The organism is uncultured Parasphingorhabdus sp. (assembly GCF_963677535.2).
GTDB lineage: Bacteria > Pseudomonadota > Alphaproteobacteria > Sphingomonadales > Sphingomonadaceae > Parasphingorhabdus.
Genome location: NZ_CAXXUT010000003.1, coordinates 144,645 through 160,569 on the forward strand (window position 1 = coordinate 144,645; position 15,925 = coordinate 160,569).

The window sequence follows — 15,925 nt, forward strand, 5'->3', positions numbered from 1 at the left end:
TCAATCGGGCTAGCATCCCGGCCAGTTACTACTGGAGCGCAATTACTCTCTGCGCATCTTTGGTCTGGAGAATTCCGGCGACGACAACAATGGCAAATTACATTCTGTTAGACTTGTTTACATTTAGCTTTCACGGCGTTTGCAGCGCTGGTTTCAGCGGTTGGTAGACTAAGCCTCTGTAATCTTCTCACTATTTGCCGGGAATCAATCGTCGTTGACTGCCGGAGAACAAGTCGGCGCAATCTTCGCCATAAGACGGCACATCCAGGCAGTGGGACCGTTTTTCACCGGCAGATGCGCGTTGCGACTTAATCACTACTGACAGCCGCGAGGCTGCTTTTACGGACGAGGCGGACAGTCTCGGACCTTACCGCCTCACCAGACAACGCCCGTCTGTTCACTGGTCCTGGGAACCATAATTAAGATCAATTCTCGTCAGTTGCATAGGCCGCCTCCGGTCCGGCTTGCCGCTCTCGGCCTTGACGAAGCGAGCCAGTCTGGCAAATACATTATATTTTTCCAGAACCAGCCGTTTTGCTTCTCGAATAGCATCCAGATTTCTTTCCCAGCGATCGGATTTGACAACATCCGCAATGATCTGGAAGACATCCGGGTCTTCCGGATCGAGGATAACCATACTCTCCGCGGGAAAGAATTTCGTGATCGCCGGACTGCCGTAATAGATCGGCATCGTCTCCGCCACGAAACAGTCGCCCAGCTTTTCTGTAAAATACCAGTCGTCCCGAAAATTTTCGAACGCAATGCTGTATTTATAGGGAGCGAGACCGTCCCATTTGTCGGTGACAGGACGAAACCCTCTCCCGAAATGGTCGAATGCGACATTCTGTTTCAACTTTTCGAGAAAAGCCAACCGATATCGATGTCCGGCCATTATCGATTCAGCCGAACATATCCAGGACAATGCGCGGGTCTTGTCAGGCGTTTCGCAGGATGAAAGATAGTCATATGACCGGTCAACCGTCCACATCGGCGTCAGAGAATTTTCAATCTGATAGCGGCGAGCAGGGGATGCGCTGGCCACAATATCGGCATCACAGGTCAGCACGATGGTACCATCTCCCTGGCCCCGGTGCCAAGGCTTATGCGTCGGCGTTGGAGGCTCGCAAACCGCGAGAATGGTACGGTTCGGTCGTCCCCAGAATCGCAAATCCCTTCTGTCCCAATCGAGATTGTTCAGGATCAGGTGCCAATCAGGGGCCGGGTTTTCCCCGCGGATGAACGCGACCCCATCCCAAACACAGCTCCCATTGGGTGTGGCACGGCGTGCAGCATCGACCAGATTGCCCCAACCTCCGTGGCGATGATCGGTCCAGTTATCGTAGCAGGAAACAATGATGTCAGCCGCTTTTGCCTGGGCAGGAGAAGCCAGCGGCCGTAGATCGGAGGACGGCGGAGCGAACCAGCCTTGCCGAAAATTACTCGCGCGCGCGCGGACGCGATGAAGCATGATGGACTCTCCAAGATGATTTCCGGTCGGAATAAAATTTTCGATACCGGCCCGGAGATTGCCAGTAGCATAGACTATTGGCAAGCTCCCCAGCTGATATTGGGTCTGGAACAGCAATTTCCGGAATTCGATAGCCGTTGACTTCCCGCGGCTATATCAGCTTAATCTTCACCATGCGACGGGACAGCCAACCGATAGAGCCGCAATTCACCCGCCGAGGGGTGCTACACGGCACGGTCTGCGCCGGATTTGCCCTCGGCAGCCCCCTTCCCGCTCTCGCGTCCGCCGGACCGGACAACACCCTATCCGCGATCGCGGCAAGCCGCGGCTTATCCTTCGGCAGCGCGATATCGGCGCGATGGCTGGGGAATGACAGGTTCGCCGGCCTGATCGCCCGCGAATGCGATACCATCACCACCGAAAACAGCTTGAAATGGAAATATCTGGAGCCGGACCGGAGTCGTCGAAAGGCGGCGCCGGCGAAAGCCCTTGCGGAATTCGCCCGACAACAAGGACTCGCCACCCGCGGCCATTGTTTCGTCTGGAATCATGACAATCGCATGCCGCAATGGCTCGTCGAAATGACCAGCGAGTTGCGCCCTGGTCACCGGCGACCCTTGACAAGCCGCATGTGGCGGCATGCAGCCTATCTTGGCCGGGTCTTCCCGGATATCTCTTCCTGGGACGTCGTAAACGAGGCGATCAATCCGCGAAATGGTGATGTCCGCGACACCGCCCTGCACCGGCTGATGGGCGAACAGTTCATCGATCTGGCGTTCAAGATGATGAAGAGAAAAGCGCCCAAAGCACAGCTGGTTTATAATGACACGATGAGTTGGGATGCATCGCCATTGCATCGCAATGCAGCCTTGCGGCTGCTCGAACGGCTGTTGTCGCGCAATGTCCCCATCAATGCGCTCGGCATTCAGAGCCACCTTGGCAATACGCTGGGCAGGCCAAGGGACGAGAGCGGCTGGCGGCTGTTTCTGGAGGAGGTAAAGGCCATGGGGCTCGATATCATCCTGACCGAACTGGATTGCAGCGATCGCAATGTTGACCATCCGGATAAGGCCCGACGCGATACAGAGACCGCAGCATATACCAGAGGCTATCTCGACCTGACGCTGGATTTCGCCAATGTGAAGCAGATCATATTATGGTCACTGACCGATGCCACCAGCTATATGAACCGTCCCGGCTATCCGGACTATAAAAGGCGCGCCGACGGTCTGGCCTTGCGGGGTCACCCCTATGATGATCGCTGGCAGCGGAAGAAAATGCATACCGCCATCGGCAACGCATTGCGCGCGGCTCCCCGCCGCTGACATGGTCTCCCGGACCCTGGACCACAAGACCGCTCTGCCACCAGTGTGGCGGCGGCCAAAAGGCGCTATCCTTGAATGTCTGGCGGCATCAGCCCTTCGCTAAGCTTTCGGATCGGCTTTCCCGTGATCACGGCAGGCCGGCGTGCCGCCATCCCGGCTCGCTCCGCCCAATTCTCTCTGCACGCATTTTTCGAACAATATCTGCTCGCGTGAAGGATTGTCGTTAGCGACCCGGTTGGTTTGACGAGGGTTGCCCGACGCTGTGCCCCCGACAGACATATTGAGTTTGCTCGACAACATCCGGTGACTATCTCTGCACGCGACCAGATCCGTCGCCGGACATGAGTTTCTCGACCTCCGGTACCGTGACCCGGTTGAAATCGCCGAGAATGGAATGTTTCAGACAGCTTGCCGCCACCGCAAACTCGAGCGACTGCTGTCGGTCGTCATAGGCATTCAGCCCATAGATCAACGCCGAAGCGAAACTGTCGCCGCCACCGACCCGGTCCACGATATCGGTCAGTTCATAGTGGCGGGACAATTTGAACCCCTGACCCCGGTCGCGCAGGCAAGCGGACCAGCCGTTGCGGTCGGCGCTGTGGCTTTCCCGCAGCGTGATCGCGATGGTTGCCATGTCGGGGTAGAGATCGAGTACCTTGTCCGACAGCGCTTCATATTTTCTGGTGTCGAGCTCACCGGCTTCGACATCGACATCAACGCTGATGCCGAGCGATTTCTGGCAATCTTCTTCATTGGCAATGCCGACATCGACATATTTGACCAGTTCGCTCATTATTTCTGGCGCGCTCTTGCCATATTTCCAGAGCTTGCCACGGAAATTGAAATCGCAGGAAACGGTCAGGCCCGCCTGTTTTGCGGCTTTCACACATTCAATACTCAGATCGGCAGAATCCTGGGTCAAGGCGGGGGTGATGCCGGTAATGTGAAGCCATTTGGCGCCGGCGAAAATGCTCGGCCAATCGAAATCTCCGGGCTTGCACTCGCTGATAGCCGAATGGGCGCGATCATAAATCACCTTGGACGGTCGCTGGTTAGCGCCGGTTTCCAGAAAATAGATGCCGACCCGGTCACCCGAGCGGCGAATGTGGCTTGTATCCACGCCAAAGCGCTTGAGCTCGCCAATTGCCGAGGCCCCGACATCATTGTCCGGCAGCGCCGAAACAAAAGCCGATGACAACCCGTAATTGCTCAGCGCAACGGCCACATTGGCTTCGCCGCCGCCAAATGTTGCTTCAAATGACGGTGACTGGAAAAAACGTTCATGCCCGGGTGTTTTCAACCGCAGCATGATTTCACCGAAGGACAAATATTCTGCCATTTCCGAATTCCTTATGATCTACCGGCACGTGCGAGAGCGACAGCTTCGCGCGCCAGGCTGGTTATTGCATCGTAATCGCCGGCCTCGATCGCCGCTTTCGGTGTGAGCCAGCTACCGCCGCAGGCAATTACCGACGGCACAGCCAGAAATTCACCGAGATTATCCGCAGACACACCGCCGGTCGGCATGAAACGCATATCGCGAAAGACCGAGCTCAATGCCTTGAGCATCGGCACCCCGCCGGCAAGCTTGGCCGGGAAGAATTTCACTATGCCCAGACCGAGATTATGGGCCTGCTGCACTTCGCCCGGCGTCATCGTTCCCGGGAAAACCGGAAGATCTTCCTCCTTGCAGAAATTGACCACCGCATCGACCAGCCCCGGCGACACGATGAACTGGCCCCCCCGGGCAGCGGCGGCTTTTGCATCAGCCACGGTCAATATCGTTCCCGCACCGACAGTGATGCCGCTTGTCTCCGCGATAATGGCCGCCATGCAATCGAGCGCCGCGTCGGTCCGGAGAACGACTTCGACGACATCGAGACCACCTGCCTGCAACGCTTTCGCGGTCGCAACCGCAACCCGGGGATCACTGGCTTCGATCAGGGGCACCACAGGTGCAGCGGCAAATTTCGCCTCTAGTATCTGGTTTGTTTCGCTGGTCATTTCACGCTCGCAATTTTGGGTCAGGAGAAGAAAGTTCCGCCGTTGATATCGATATTCGCGCCGGTGATAAAGCTGCTGTCATCCGACACCAGATTGGCTACCGTGCGCGCAACCTCTTCGGAATTGCCCTGACGCCGGAGCGGGGTACCGGCAGCTACAGCGGTCCGCACTTCGTCTTTGGTAAATGTGTCATGGAAAGCCGTAGCAATCATACCGGGGCACAGCGAATTGACGCGGATGCCTTTGGGTCCGAGTTCCTTGGCCATCGCCCGGGTGAAGGTCATCACCGCCCCTTTTGATGTACCGTAAGCCGCCGCGCCGGGGCCGCCGCCATCACGGCCGGCTTGCGAAGCGAAGTTCAATATCGCACTGCCCTCCGGCATATGCGGGGCCACGGCCTGGGTCATCATGAATGTCGAGGTTACGTTGAGCTGCATGACATGATTGAAAAATTCTTCATCCATCTCGGCAAGGTTCTTCCGTGCAACCAGTCCGCCAGTGACGTTGACCAGAATGTCGATCGTCTCGCCAAAGGCCGCAATCGATTCAGCTACCAGACGATCAACATCGGCCTGTTTTGTCACATCGGCCTGGACCAGTATCGCGCTGCCACCGGCGGCTTTGATCGCATCCAGAGTGGCCTGCCCATCGGCTTCATTGTTGCAGTAGTTAACCACAACATTGGCGCCTTCGGCAGCCAGTTTTTCAGAAACGGCGCGGCCGATATCACGGCTACCACCGGTTACGATCGCAGTCTTGCCCTTGAATTTAGTCATATATTTTTCCCTGTTTTTCAAATGAGGAGGAGGAAGTAATCAAATATTTTTCGGTTTCAGAGGTTTGATGTCGGTGCAGAGGACCAGAACCGACAGGACAGTCATGATCGCCAGTCCGGCGCCGACGGCAAAGGCCGGCGCGTAGCTGTTGACCGTGATGACCGGAATCAGGAAGTTAAGCCCCACCACGGCCAGCTTGGCAGCGGTGCCGGCAAAACCAGCCAGCGAAGCAACGGATTTCCCGCTATAAAAATCGCTCGGCAATGTCTGGATATTTCCGACCGCCGTCTGGAAACCAAAAAGAATGGCCGCCATCAGCAAAACCGCGATCAGGGGCGAAGCCGCGACAATCGTCAGCAACAGCGACACCAGCATGATCAGCCCGCCCAGTGCGATCACCAGCTTGCGCGTCTTGTTGACGGTCCAGCCCGCTTTTATCAGCCGGCCGGCGAGCAGCCCGCCGAACCATGCGCCGAACATCGCGCCGACATAGGGAACCCAGGCATAGGTCGCGATTTCCTCGACGCCGAAACCATAAGTTTCGAACAGATAAAGCGGCAACCAGCCGACAAACAGCCACCAGATCGGGTCAAGGAAGAAGGATGCCATGATAACGCCCCAGCTTTCCTTGCGCGAGAGAATTTCGCCCGAGTTCGGCGCATAGGTAGCCGCTTCGTTGGTCTCGGCATTTTTCTGGCCGGTCAGGATATATTGCCGCTCGTCTTCCGTCAGCCAGGGATGGCTTTCGGGGCCGGATTTGTAGATGATCAGCCACGGCACGAGCCACAGGAACCCAAGGGCGCCGACGGCGATGAAGGTCGCTTGCCAGCTGCCCAGAAAAACAAACAGGATGCCGATGATCGGCGCCGATATAATGCCCCCGATCGCAGCTCCGGAATTGAAAACACCTTGGGCGAGCGCACGTTCGTTGATCGGGAACCATTCGGCATTGGCCTTGGTCGCACCCGGCCAGTTGCCAGCTTCGGACAGGCCGAGAAGACCACGGAACACGGCGAAGCTCATCAGACCGGCCGCCGCGGCGTGCAACATCGTGGCAGCGGACCAGACGACGATCGACAGGACGAAGCCAAGACGTGTCCCGATCCAGTCAAATATCTTGCCGAACAGCGTCTGGCCGAAGGCATAGGCGAAAGTGAAGACGTTCAATATGATCGCATAGTCGGTTTTGGTAAGGCCGATATCTTCAGAAATCTCAGGCCACAAAAACCCCAGAGCGCCGCGGTCAATATAGTTGATGATCGTCGCCAGGGCGACCAGACTGACAATGGCCCAGCGGAGATTTCCGACTTTTTTCACAGCGCTCACGATTTTTCTTCCCCCGTTGCCAAAAAGTCTTCCCGTTGCGGATTGAATATATCGAGCAGCGAGCCCGCTTCGATGCAGCTGATTCCGTGATCGGTGTCGGGCGAAACAATCACGCTGTCGCCGACATCCAGTTCCTGTTCCCTGCCGTTCACGACGGAGAGAAAACGGCCCGATTCGATATAGCTGATCTGGCTATGCGGATGCCGGTGCACGTCGCCGACGGATCCCGTGTCGAACCACAAGCGACAGAGCATGAGATCCGGGCCATAGCTGAGGATTTGCCGTGTAATTCCTTCGCCGACAGTTTCCACGGGGACATCCGAGGCCTGGACGAATGTCTCGCTGCAATTTTGTGAGGGTGCGGTCATCGCTTTGCCTTTCCCGCTGGCAGGTCAATACGTGCGGCGAATCCGGTCCAGGTCAACATTTGATCGCCAAGCTTCACCGAATGTTTCTTTTCGGAATCGGAATCGTAAGACACAACAAGAGCGACCTGCTTGCCGTCCAATTTTTCCACGATGACGATGTCAGAACCATTGACGCTTTCATGGCTGAGTGATTTTATCAGGCTGTCGCTGCCAACCGTCTGCTCGGCCGCTCCGTCATAGCGACCGTGCGATTCCAACAAGCTGACAAAGGTCGTATTTTGCGCGTCCCTGGTCCGCTGGATAATAATCGGCTCGCGGCGAAGATTGAAACTGGGGTCATTGGCACCGATTTCCGCCAAAATGGTTTCCGCGCCTTGTTGCGGTACAAATCGGTAGGTGTAGAATCGTCCATCGAGCAGGGTTGTGACAAATCCATTCTGCCCTTGCGGCTTTCCGACCGCATCAACCCAGATATGCTGATAGCCGTTGCCGGTTCCCAGCACCGGTCGCGCGGCGATATGGGATTCGGTGTCAAAGCCGACCCGCATGATATGCCCCTGATAATGCAGCGGCAGATCATATTGATGCGGGCTGTCGGATTGTACGCGCACGATATCCAGAGCGACCGGCGCAGATAGGCCGTCGACCGAAAACAGCGCCAATGTCCGGATGAAGCGGGTGTCGGGATAGGCGCCCTCGATCACGGCGGAACTGATTTGCGCGCCTTCGGCATCCGAGAAATAGAGCTGCTCAGGTGCGATCGAATCCGCGACCTTCACTTCGCCATCGAAATGGCTTTTTTCATCGACCACCAGCGTATTGTGGGCAATCGTCTGCTTGGCCCAGCTTTCATTCTCGGACAGGTAGCGGCCGCCGTCCTTGGCCTCGATATTCAGGAAACGCGCCGCGCCATAGTCGCTGATAATCTCGTTGCCATTGTCATAATATTGCCAGCTCAGCTTGTCGAAATGGCCGTGTCCCATGCCTTGCGAACTATTCTTCGCAACCAGCGCCTGGCCGCTTGTGCTGTCCCCTTCGCGCAGGATGGCGACCGCGCCCTGTTCGCCTTCGGGTCCGTCACTCAACAGCAGCGACTTGAAAGAGAAGGGCATGGCCTTGCCAGCAGCCAGATCATCGGCGACCAGCTTGCCGTCATTGGTCAGCACGGTCCGTCCTTGCCACTGGGCAATCGACAGCAGTCCGGGATCGCGGGTTTTGCGATAGGCGATGGCGACGCCGTGATAGAGCTCATCGGTCTGCAGGCTCTTGTCCTTGATGGCGTCGTTGAACGGGAAGAAATAGCCATCATAGGTCAGCTGGATGGTGGTGCGCAGCGCCTTCAGCAATATGCCGTCACGATGCTCGAAAATCTTGCGCGCCGGATCGTTCTTTTCGATTACCCCGGCAAAAACCACGAAGGGCTTCAATGCAAAGCGCTGATAATAGGGCCCTTCGGTATAATAGCCGTCGGGGGAAAAGAGCAGTTCGCTCTGCCGCAAGAATCCGGTCTCGCCGCTTTTGTCCAATCCGAGCAGAGCGATATCGACCAGTTCCCTGTCGCCCAGAACATAGCCCGTCATCCCGACACCGGCCGTGGCCCATGTCGCATGGTTGTGGATCTTGCTGAACGTCACCGCCGAGCCGGTGGAGAGGAACTCGGCTGCCTTGCGGAAGAGATTGTCGTCGATATTTTTCCGGTCGGCCTCTGACAGGCTGTCGCGAATGGCTTCATAGCCCTGGATACCGTGCACCATCCACATCGCATCGTTCAGCACCTGCCAGAAAATCCGCCCGGAGCTCTGGCTGTTCTTGCGCGCCGGATGCTCGTCCAGCGTGGGATAGAGATCAGCATAGGCCAGCAACATGTCGCGAACATAATCGGCATATTGCTGCTCGCCGGTAATCCGGTAAAGCTGGCCGCCTTCGTAAATCGCCTTGTAATTACGCTTGTGCTGCTCGTGCGTGTAGCCACCACCAGGATCCCTGGGCACAGGAACGACCACGCCCGCATCCATCATCTGATCGACAAAAGCCCGGGCCCGATCCAGTTCTCTTTCGTAGAGCGGCGCATATCTTTGTGCCGCCGCGTCAGATTCAGTCGGGGAGGAACCGACCGGCCCGGCCACGGCGGCAGAAGATGCAGCAGCCCATAGTGCGACCGCGATGAGCCTGGTTCTCATGGCCTTGCTGCGCCTTCAAACTGATTGTCGGCAAGGATCGCGCGATGCGCGCCTTGAAAATCCAGTTCCTCAAGAACCGGTGCGGGCATATTTTTCGACTGGTTGCCGGTGATCCGGGTTTGCGGTCGACCGACAGTGTGGACGATCTTGATCGGCGCGGCATTCAGGAAACTATTGTTGTTGATATCGCTATATTGCACCCCGTGCAGAACCATTGATGATCCTGTGGCGTTGTTGCTGCTGCGCCCCACATTCATGAAAGCGGAACCGGTCAGGGAAAAATGCGGCCCAAATGTACTCTCGTCCCGACCACCCCGGTAAATATTGAAAACAGTATCGCCGATATCCCTGAAACTGGAATCCGCCACGGCAACATATTCGACATTATACTGGCCGTAATCTTCGGCTTCCGCCGCCGCCTGCAAGACCGATCCGGAAATATTGGCAAATTTGCTGTTTCTGATGCTGATCCGATCCGCAAACGAACTTTTGCCCAGTGCGATGACGTGGAAGGACTTGTTGACGTCCAGATTCGCCACGGTAACGCCGTCAAGCTCGATCAGAAAATTGGACTGGATCGGGTAAATCGCTGTCCGGATAACCGCATTGCCAACCGAATCCGGGGCCAATTCTCCGTCAATAACAAGATTGCTGAGGCGCAGACTTCCGCCCTGCCTGATTTCGACTAGCGAGGGCCTGGCAAAACGGATTCTAGCACCGGCATTTTCGGGCCCTGCGATCGAAAGGACCTTGTCCAGCGGCAGTATCTTGTTCACCAGATAGTCGCCGGCGCTCAACATCAGTCGATCACCGTCGGAGGCTTGGGCAAAAGCCTCGGTCAGCGTGTCTTCGCCCGGGCGCACGGATACGGTCTGGCCGGTTTCGAAACGGTCGCCTGCAGGCGGTTTGGGATACCAGTGGACTCCGACCTGATCGCGTGTAACGGGATCCAGATCACGCGATACGCCCCTTTCGGAGCCTTCCGGGTAGAGCAGACCGTTTTCCGCCCGGATGAGAGTGATTTCGCTTTCTGAAATCCCGGCTATTGGCTTTTCGAGCTTGCCATCAACGAGCATGTTTCCGGCGAATGCGATGCCGCTTATATCATCCTGGACCTTCAAGAAGGTACCGGAGCCAGTACCGCCGAGCAGATTGTTCTCGAAGCGACTGTTAACCGGGGCTGCGGATCGTTCCGCATCGGCACCCGCCGCGAATGTGATGCGCGTGCTGTCCACGACGCTGTTATTCTCGATGACGGCATTGTCGACCTGGACATAACGATTCACGGGCGAGTTTGGCACGCCGTTCATCACCGTCAGGGCACTGGCAAAGCCTGTGCCGCGCAGACCTTCCATATAATTGTTTCGCACCGTCTGATCACGATTGATAACCCGGATGCCACCGGTGTGGTCCTTGCCGTTACCGAGGAACACATTATTCTCGACCAGATTGCCATCACCATGCCGCAGCGTCAGAGTGCCGCTGGATTCATAGAATATATTGCCGCGAAAGACATTCCGGCCGGCTTTCGAGGAGATGATCTCGACCTCGCCATCGCAGCGATCGAAATAATTATTCTCCACCAGAGTGTTGGAATCGAACATCGAATATTTGCTGGTCCCGATCCGCAATGTCTCGCCACCGTTCGAACCGAGAACAGGCCGATGTCCAAAATAATTATGGTCGATGCGATGACCGTTTTCTTGGCTACCCTTGCTGTCCAGCCGGACCGCCAGGGTCACACCCTTGTTGGTCTTGCCGGCCAGATGATTGTGATCAAAACGGTTGTTCTTGCCATACATCCCGACCCAATAGTCGGACTCATATCGATCGGGCTTGCTGAACCCGTCGATCACCACCTCGGTGACGCGGCTGTTGCTGGCGAGATCCTCTTTGGACCGGCGAAAGGAAATGACTTCTCCAGTGGGGCTATAGCCGTTCAAAAACACCAAACCTGTGACCAGAATATATTCGCCGCCGATCCGCAGATTAGACTGACCGGTAATCACGACTTTCCCGGGTTCCTGGGAAATCAGGGTAATCGGCTTTTCCTTCGTACCCTTGCCGGAAATCTTGATCTCGAAATCATGCCATCTGCCATTGGCGAGGATGATGATATCGCCGGCCACGAGCTTCTTCGCAGCAACATTATATTCGTCGATATTTTTAACGAAATATTGTTCGGCCTGCACGGGGGCCGCCATCAGCCCAATGCAAAAGCCAGCAAGACAGCGCCCTGTCCACATTCCCCGTCACCCTCTCTTATTATCTGGGAACGGGCTATCAGGAGAGTCGGTTGGAGTCAACCAATTGATGCTACCAAATCCAATATTTGTTCATACCAATTGGTATGAGGACTTGGCCATTGGGTAATTGTCAGCCGAGTTTGACCGAGGACAGAAAGCGTTCGCGGCTCTCATTGGCACGCTGCTGCACTTCCTCCAGCGCCCGCTTCTCGGTCGCATCCAGCATCGCCTCGATCAGGCGCCGGAAATGGCTGTGCATGGCCTGTCGTGCCGCCAGCGGATTGCGTGATGCCAGAGCATCATAAATTTCCTGATGCTCGTCGGTTCTGGTGCGGACATCATGCTCGCAAACCGATTCATACGCGGCCTTCACATCGGGCAGCTCTTCCCGCATCCGCCAAAGCGTTTTTATCGTATGAACGATCGCCGCATTGCCGGATGCTTCGGCGATCGTGATGTGAAAATGCTGATCCGCCTGGGTGGAGACCTCTTCGTCTTTCGAATCCATTTCCTTGATGAATCTGCCGAGCTTGGCGATATCTTCATCCGTAATATTCTGGGCAGCCAAAGCCGCTGCTTCGGCTTCAAAGAGCGACCGCGCTTCGGTCAATTCAAAGGCACTGACGTCTGGCAGACGACTGTCGTCACCAGGCTGTTTTTCGCTGACATAGACACCGGAACCGGTCTTTATTTCGATCCGGCCAATCGCTTGGAGCGCAATTTCGGCTTCGCGTATGGTAACCCGGCTGACACCAAATCGCTCAGCCAGTTCACGCTCACCGGGAAGCCGCGCACCCACCGGAAACACGCCGTCCTTGATCAGATCGGTGATTTGCTCCGCCACGCTATGGAAAAGTCGCTTTTCGCCCATATTCCCTGTCTATCCCATTGAAAGATTGTTACTTCGCCATCGTTTCCTTCTATTAGCCCAGCTGCATACCAATTGTCTACTCCAGCCTCGACTAGTCTTGTTGCAAAAAATGGCGTAGCGGGTTCAAGCTCCCGCCACGCCACCCCCCGTACGAAGCTAGAATTTGAACTGCACACCCGCAAAATAGCGTGGCCCATAGACCTGGATGGCGCCGAAATCATCTGGCGCGCCGCGATAATTGGTCCGCGGTTCGTTGAACAGGTTGATTCCTTCGAGCGTGAACTTCACATTGTTGTTCAGCCGGAAAGAAACACGGGCTTCGAACACACTGACATCGTCAACATATCGGACGCGTCCCGGCGTCGCGACAAACTGCTGGAAGTAATTGCTGCGATATTTGTAGACGCCCTGGAAATCAAACGGACCGATTTCATAATATAGCTGCGCCGCCAGCACGTGCTTGGAAAAACCGAACAGGTTTGAAGGCACGATCAGACCGTTGCTAACCGTCGTTCCAGTCGGGGTCGGGGTTGTGATTGCTCCCAGGGTATCGTCTTCGAACTCGAAATTCGAATCCGCATAATTGTAGCTTATCTTGAAACCCAGACCGTCAAGCGGCGCCGGCAGATAGCTCAGGCGATGCGCAGCGGTGATCTCGACGCCATAAATTCTGCTTGTATCGTCACTGGTCGCAACAGATGTCGTAAAGAGATCGACGTCCTGATTGTTGATAGTGAACGTCTCGGTAAAGCCGATTGCATCAAATCCGCCATCGAAACTCTTGTAATAGGCGTTGAAAGCCAGGATCGTATCCTCGTTGGGATACCATTCGAGACCAGCGTCGAAATTCCACGAAAGCAATGGTTCCGTCAGCGGATTGCCCGTCGCGCTGACATTGTTGAAGCCTCCGGCAATGGCATCTGCCGGCGTTGCAAATTCGTCATCGTCATTGAAGCTGAAGACCCGGCCATCGCCGAGCGACGAAGGGTCAGGACGCGACAGGGAACGATAGATAGCAAAGCGCCCGAGCAGATTCGGCTGGAATTCTGCAACGATGTTCAGGCTGGGCAGAAATTCCGTGTAGGAATTTTTTGTCTGCCGCTGGATCAGGTTGGTGGTATCTTCGACCAGCACAAATCCGGCGGTGCCGTCACCATCGACATCATCGACAACAACGTTGAAATCCGAACGGAAGCCGGTGGAATTCACCAATGTCTTGACTACCCGCAAGCCCGCGTTTCCGCGAATTGGGGTGTCACCAAGATCACCATCAAAATTGGCCTGGATATAGGCAGCCATGCTGCGCTCGGTCACATCCGTATTTTGCGCGGAATCGAAATTTCCGGACGGATAGATCGGAACGCCATCGTCATCAAACTGCAGACCCGACGGATCCTCGCGCTCGAGAACCTGCGCAATGCACAGCGCATCGAATGTGGCATAGCTGTTGGAAGTACCGATCACATTGCCCGACGCGTCGACATTGGTAATAAGCGGGTTTCCACCGGATATGGAAGACAGGAACCCGGTTTCGGGAAAGCTCGTCCGGCATTCCCGGTTGGCAGCGGCCAGAGCGCCGGTACCGTCGGTGTCATTATAGCTGTTCTCAAACCGGCTGGCGCCGAGTGCACCCGGAACGTCGCGGTATCTCAGCTGCTGATAGCGGGCACCGGCCTGGATTGTGTTTATGAAACCGTCCATTTGATATTCGACATCGCCGCGGAATGCCCAGACGCTATTGAACCGGTCCTGCTCCAGATCAGCGCGCAGTCGCGGATCATTGGCAAACAGGTCATGATTGGTCACATCAAAATTCTGGGTGACAAAATTCAACCCTTGCGAGCCGTTCTGGAGAATCTGGACAGCCGTTTCAACCCGGTCATTGGTCGGGCTGCCATCGCTTTCAAACGCATTCGGCCATGCAGCGGCACCCGTGATATCTTCATTATCTTCGGTACGGAAGCGGATCTGGACCGCCTGCTCCACCCGCTGGGTTCTCGAGTAGGAGCCATCGAGCGAGATTTTCACGCGATCGCTGACTTGCGCGTCCAGCGAGAGCCCGCCACCATAATATTCCTCGCCGCGCTCCAGATATTCGCTGACCGCTTCGATCCGCTGTTCGTTGGTAAACTGCCGCAACGCGCCGGTTTCTGTATAAATAAGCGGATATCCCGGAATGGCATTGGCATCGCCCAGACCGTCAATCCGGCGGCCTTCGGCAAAATTCAGGTCGCTGCGCTGCTCTTTGAACAGACGCTTCGAATATTGGAAATCCGCGTTGATGTCGACGTCGGGGCTTGGCTTGAACTGCAAAGCGCCGAAAAAGGAATCGCGCGTATCATCGGTAATATTGGACCGGAACGCATAGCTGTTCCGGGCAATGACGAAATCGTCGGTGACACTGCCATCGCGCAGACCGTCGATCGTACCGCCGCTGGTATCGCAATTGCCATCATCAAACACGCCATCGCCAGTGTCTGTTGGATCAACCACACAGGCCCGGATGGTGTTGGAAACATTGGCCTCCTGTTCGGGGTTGGTCGTCTTGTTGCGGGAATAGCCCAGCGAGATACCAAGCTCGGCATCACCCAGCTGGAACTGGTCAACATAGCTGCCGGTAATACGATAGCCAAATTTCTGGAACCGCTGATCCGCATCAATATCGAGATTGTCGGGATTCGCATTCAGCTTGAAATTTCCCTGGAACCTTCGCTTGCCATAGTCGAGCGGCTTGATGGATTCGAGGGCAATCTGGCCGGCCACGCCACCTTCAATATAGCTGGCAGCCTGCGTCTTGTAGATACCGATCTTATTGAAAAGTTCGGAAGGGAACTGGCTGAAGTTGACCGAGCGGTCCCCGCTACCATTGGATGCGATGCGGCCGTTGATCACGGTTGAACCCAGAAAGGGTCCGAGACCACGGATCGAAATTTCGGTAGCCCCGCCCTGCTCCCGGTGGGAAGCCGCGCCGGTCAGGGTTTCCAGTGCCTCACCGATCGACAGTGCCGGGATGTCTCCGATCTCTTCGGCCGACAGCGCATCGAATACTTCAGTCGATTCACGCTTGGCCTCGATAGAATCCTGGATTGTGGCACGGATACCGGTAACAACAATCGCGCCTTCATCCGGCTGGGTCGATTGCGACCAGACAGGGGTGGCGATCATCGTCATCGCCGTACCCGCTAAAAGTGCTGTTGAAAAACGCCGCCGCGATCCATTGTCGCGCGCAAAATCCGCCGCCTGTTTCATAAGATCCTCTCTGTTTTGTCTTTATATTTTTCTGGCAAGCTGCCTGCCGCCTACCTATATGTCAACCCCTAATGCATACCAATTAAATTAAATCCATCATACCAATGAGATG

General features: G+C 55.9%; 11 protein-coding genes. 1 reads left to right on the forward strand and 10 read right to left on the reverse strand.

Going from position 1 to position 15,925, the window contains the following annotated elements; all coding sequences use genetic code 11:
• Positions 1-397 precede the first annotated feature (397 nt).
• Positions 398-1,468, reverse strand: coding sequence for a glycosyltransferase family 10 domain-containing protein (locus ACHZCJ_RS07670; RefSeq protein ID WP_321325300.1), 1,071 nt, complete (start codon positions 1,466-1,468; stop codon positions 398-400).
• A gap of 173 nt (positions 1,469-1,641) precedes the next feature.
• Between ACHZCJ_RS07670 and ACHZCJ_RS07675 the strand changes: the two genes are divergently transcribed.
• Entirely contained in the window at positions 1,642-2,793 is a 1,152-nt protein-coding gene (locus ACHZCJ_RS07675) for an endo-1,4-beta-xylanase (RefSeq protein ID WP_321325302.1), read from the forward strand.
• A 307-nt stretch (positions 2,794-3,100) separates the two neighbouring features.
• Here the strand turns inward: ACHZCJ_RS07675 and ACHZCJ_RS07680 are convergent, their stop codons facing one another.
• The 9 genes from ACHZCJ_RS07680 to ACHZCJ_RS07720 form a co-directional block, all read right to left on the reverse strand.
• Complete coding sequence (locus ACHZCJ_RS07680) at positions 3,101-4,132, reverse strand: sugar kinase (RefSeq protein WP_159647795.1); 1,032 nt, start codon at positions 4,130-4,132, stop codon at positions 3,101-3,103.
• Between the two features lie 11 nt (positions 4,133-4,143).
• Positions 4,144-4,797, reverse strand: a complete 654-nt coding sequence (locus ACHZCJ_RS07685; RefSeq protein ID WP_321325305.1) for a bifunctional 4-hydroxy-2-oxoglutarate aldolase/2-dehydro-3-deoxy-phosphogluconate aldolase — start codon at positions 4,795-4,797, stop codon at positions 4,144-4,146.
• A 20-nt stretch (positions 4,798-4,817) separates the two neighbouring features.
• A complete protein-coding gene (locus ACHZCJ_RS07690; protein ID WP_159647793.1) occupies positions 4,818-5,573 on the reverse strand; it encodes an SDR family NAD(P)-dependent oxidoreductase in 756 nt (251 codons plus the stop codon).
• 39 nt (positions 5,574-5,612) lie between these two features.
• Positions 5,613-6,899 (reverse strand): MFS transporter, encoded by a 1,287-nt coding sequence (locus tag ACHZCJ_RS07695; RefSeq protein ID WP_321325307.1) that lies wholly within the window; start codon positions 6,897-6,899, stop codon positions 5,613-5,615.
• The gene (locus tag ACHZCJ_RS07700; RefSeq protein WP_321325309.1) at positions 6,896-7,267 is read right to left on the reverse strand and encodes a cupin domain-containing protein; all 372 of its coding nucleotides are present in this window, start codon (positions 7,265-7,267) and stop codon (positions 6,896-6,898) included. Before ACHZCJ_RS07700 ends, ACHZCJ_RS07695 begins: the two co-directional genes overlap by 4 nt.
• A complete protein-coding gene (locus ACHZCJ_RS07705) occupies positions 7,264-9,447 on the reverse strand; it encodes an alginate lyase family protein (protein WP_321325311.1) in 2,184 nt (727 codons plus the stop codon). The genes ACHZCJ_RS07700 and ACHZCJ_RS07705 overlap by 4 nt, the downstream gene beginning before the upstream one ends.
• Positions 9,444-11,639: a polysaccharide lyase 6 family protein gene (locus ACHZCJ_RS07710; RefSeq protein ID WP_394700073.1), complete on the reverse strand. Its 2,196-nt coding sequence runs from the start codon at positions 11,637-11,639 to the stop codon at positions 9,444-9,446. Before ACHZCJ_RS07710 ends, ACHZCJ_RS07705 begins: the two co-directional genes overlap by 4 nt.
• A 184-nt stretch (positions 11,640-11,823) precedes the next feature.
• On the reverse strand, positions 11,824-12,564 hold the full coding sequence (locus ACHZCJ_RS07715; protein WP_159647789.1) for a FadR/GntR family transcriptional regulator: 741 nt from the start codon (positions 12,562-12,564) through the stop codon (positions 11,824-11,826).
• A gap of 156 nt (positions 12,565-12,720) precedes the next feature.
• Positions 12,721-15,813, reverse strand: a complete 3,093-nt coding sequence (locus ACHZCJ_RS07720) for a TonB-dependent receptor (RefSeq protein WP_321325317.1) — start codon at positions 15,811-15,813, stop codon at positions 12,721-12,723.
• Positions 15,814-15,925 lie beyond the last annotated feature (112 nt).

What these genes read in the sequence shown, in the direction of transcription:
- ACHZCJ_RS07670 (WP_321325300.1), bottom strand. Translation starts at nt 1,468, where the DNA reads ATGCTTCATCGCGTCCGCGCGCGCGCGAGTAATTTTCGGCAAGGCTGG.
- ACHZCJ_RS07675 (WP_321325302.1), top strand. Translation starts at nt 1,642, where the DNA reads ATGCGACGGGACAGCCAACCGATAGAGCCGCAATTCACCCGCCGAGGG.
- ACHZCJ_RS07680 (WP_159647795.1), bottom strand. Translation starts at nt 4,132, where the DNA reads ATGGCAGAATATTTGTCCTTCGGTGAAATCATGCTGCGGTTGAAAACA.
- ACHZCJ_RS07685 (WP_321325305.1), bottom strand. Translation starts at nt 4,797, where the DNA reads ATGACCAGCGAAACAAACCAGATACTAGAGGCGAAATTTGCCGCTGCA.
- ACHZCJ_RS07690 (WP_159647793.1), bottom strand. Translation starts at nt 5,573, where the DNA reads ATGACTAAATTCAAGGGCAAGACTGCGATCGTAACCGGTGGTAGCCGT.
- ACHZCJ_RS07700 (WP_321325309.1), bottom strand. Translation starts at nt 7,267, where the DNA reads ATGACCGCACCCTCACAAAATTGCAGCGAGACATTCGTCCAGGCCTCG.
- ACHZCJ_RS07705 (WP_321325311.1), bottom strand. Translation starts at nt 9,447, where the DNA reads ATGAGAACCAGGCTCATCGCGGTCGCACTATGGGCTGCTGCATCTTCT.
- ACHZCJ_RS07715 (WP_159647789.1), bottom strand. Translation starts at nt 12,564, where the DNA reads ATGGGCGAAAAGCGACTTTTCCATAGCGTGGCGGAGCAAATCACCGAT.
- ACHZCJ_RS07720 (WP_321325317.1), bottom strand. Translation starts at nt 15,813, where the DNA reads ATGAAACAGGCGGCGGATTTTGCGCGCGACAATGGATCGCGGCGGCGT.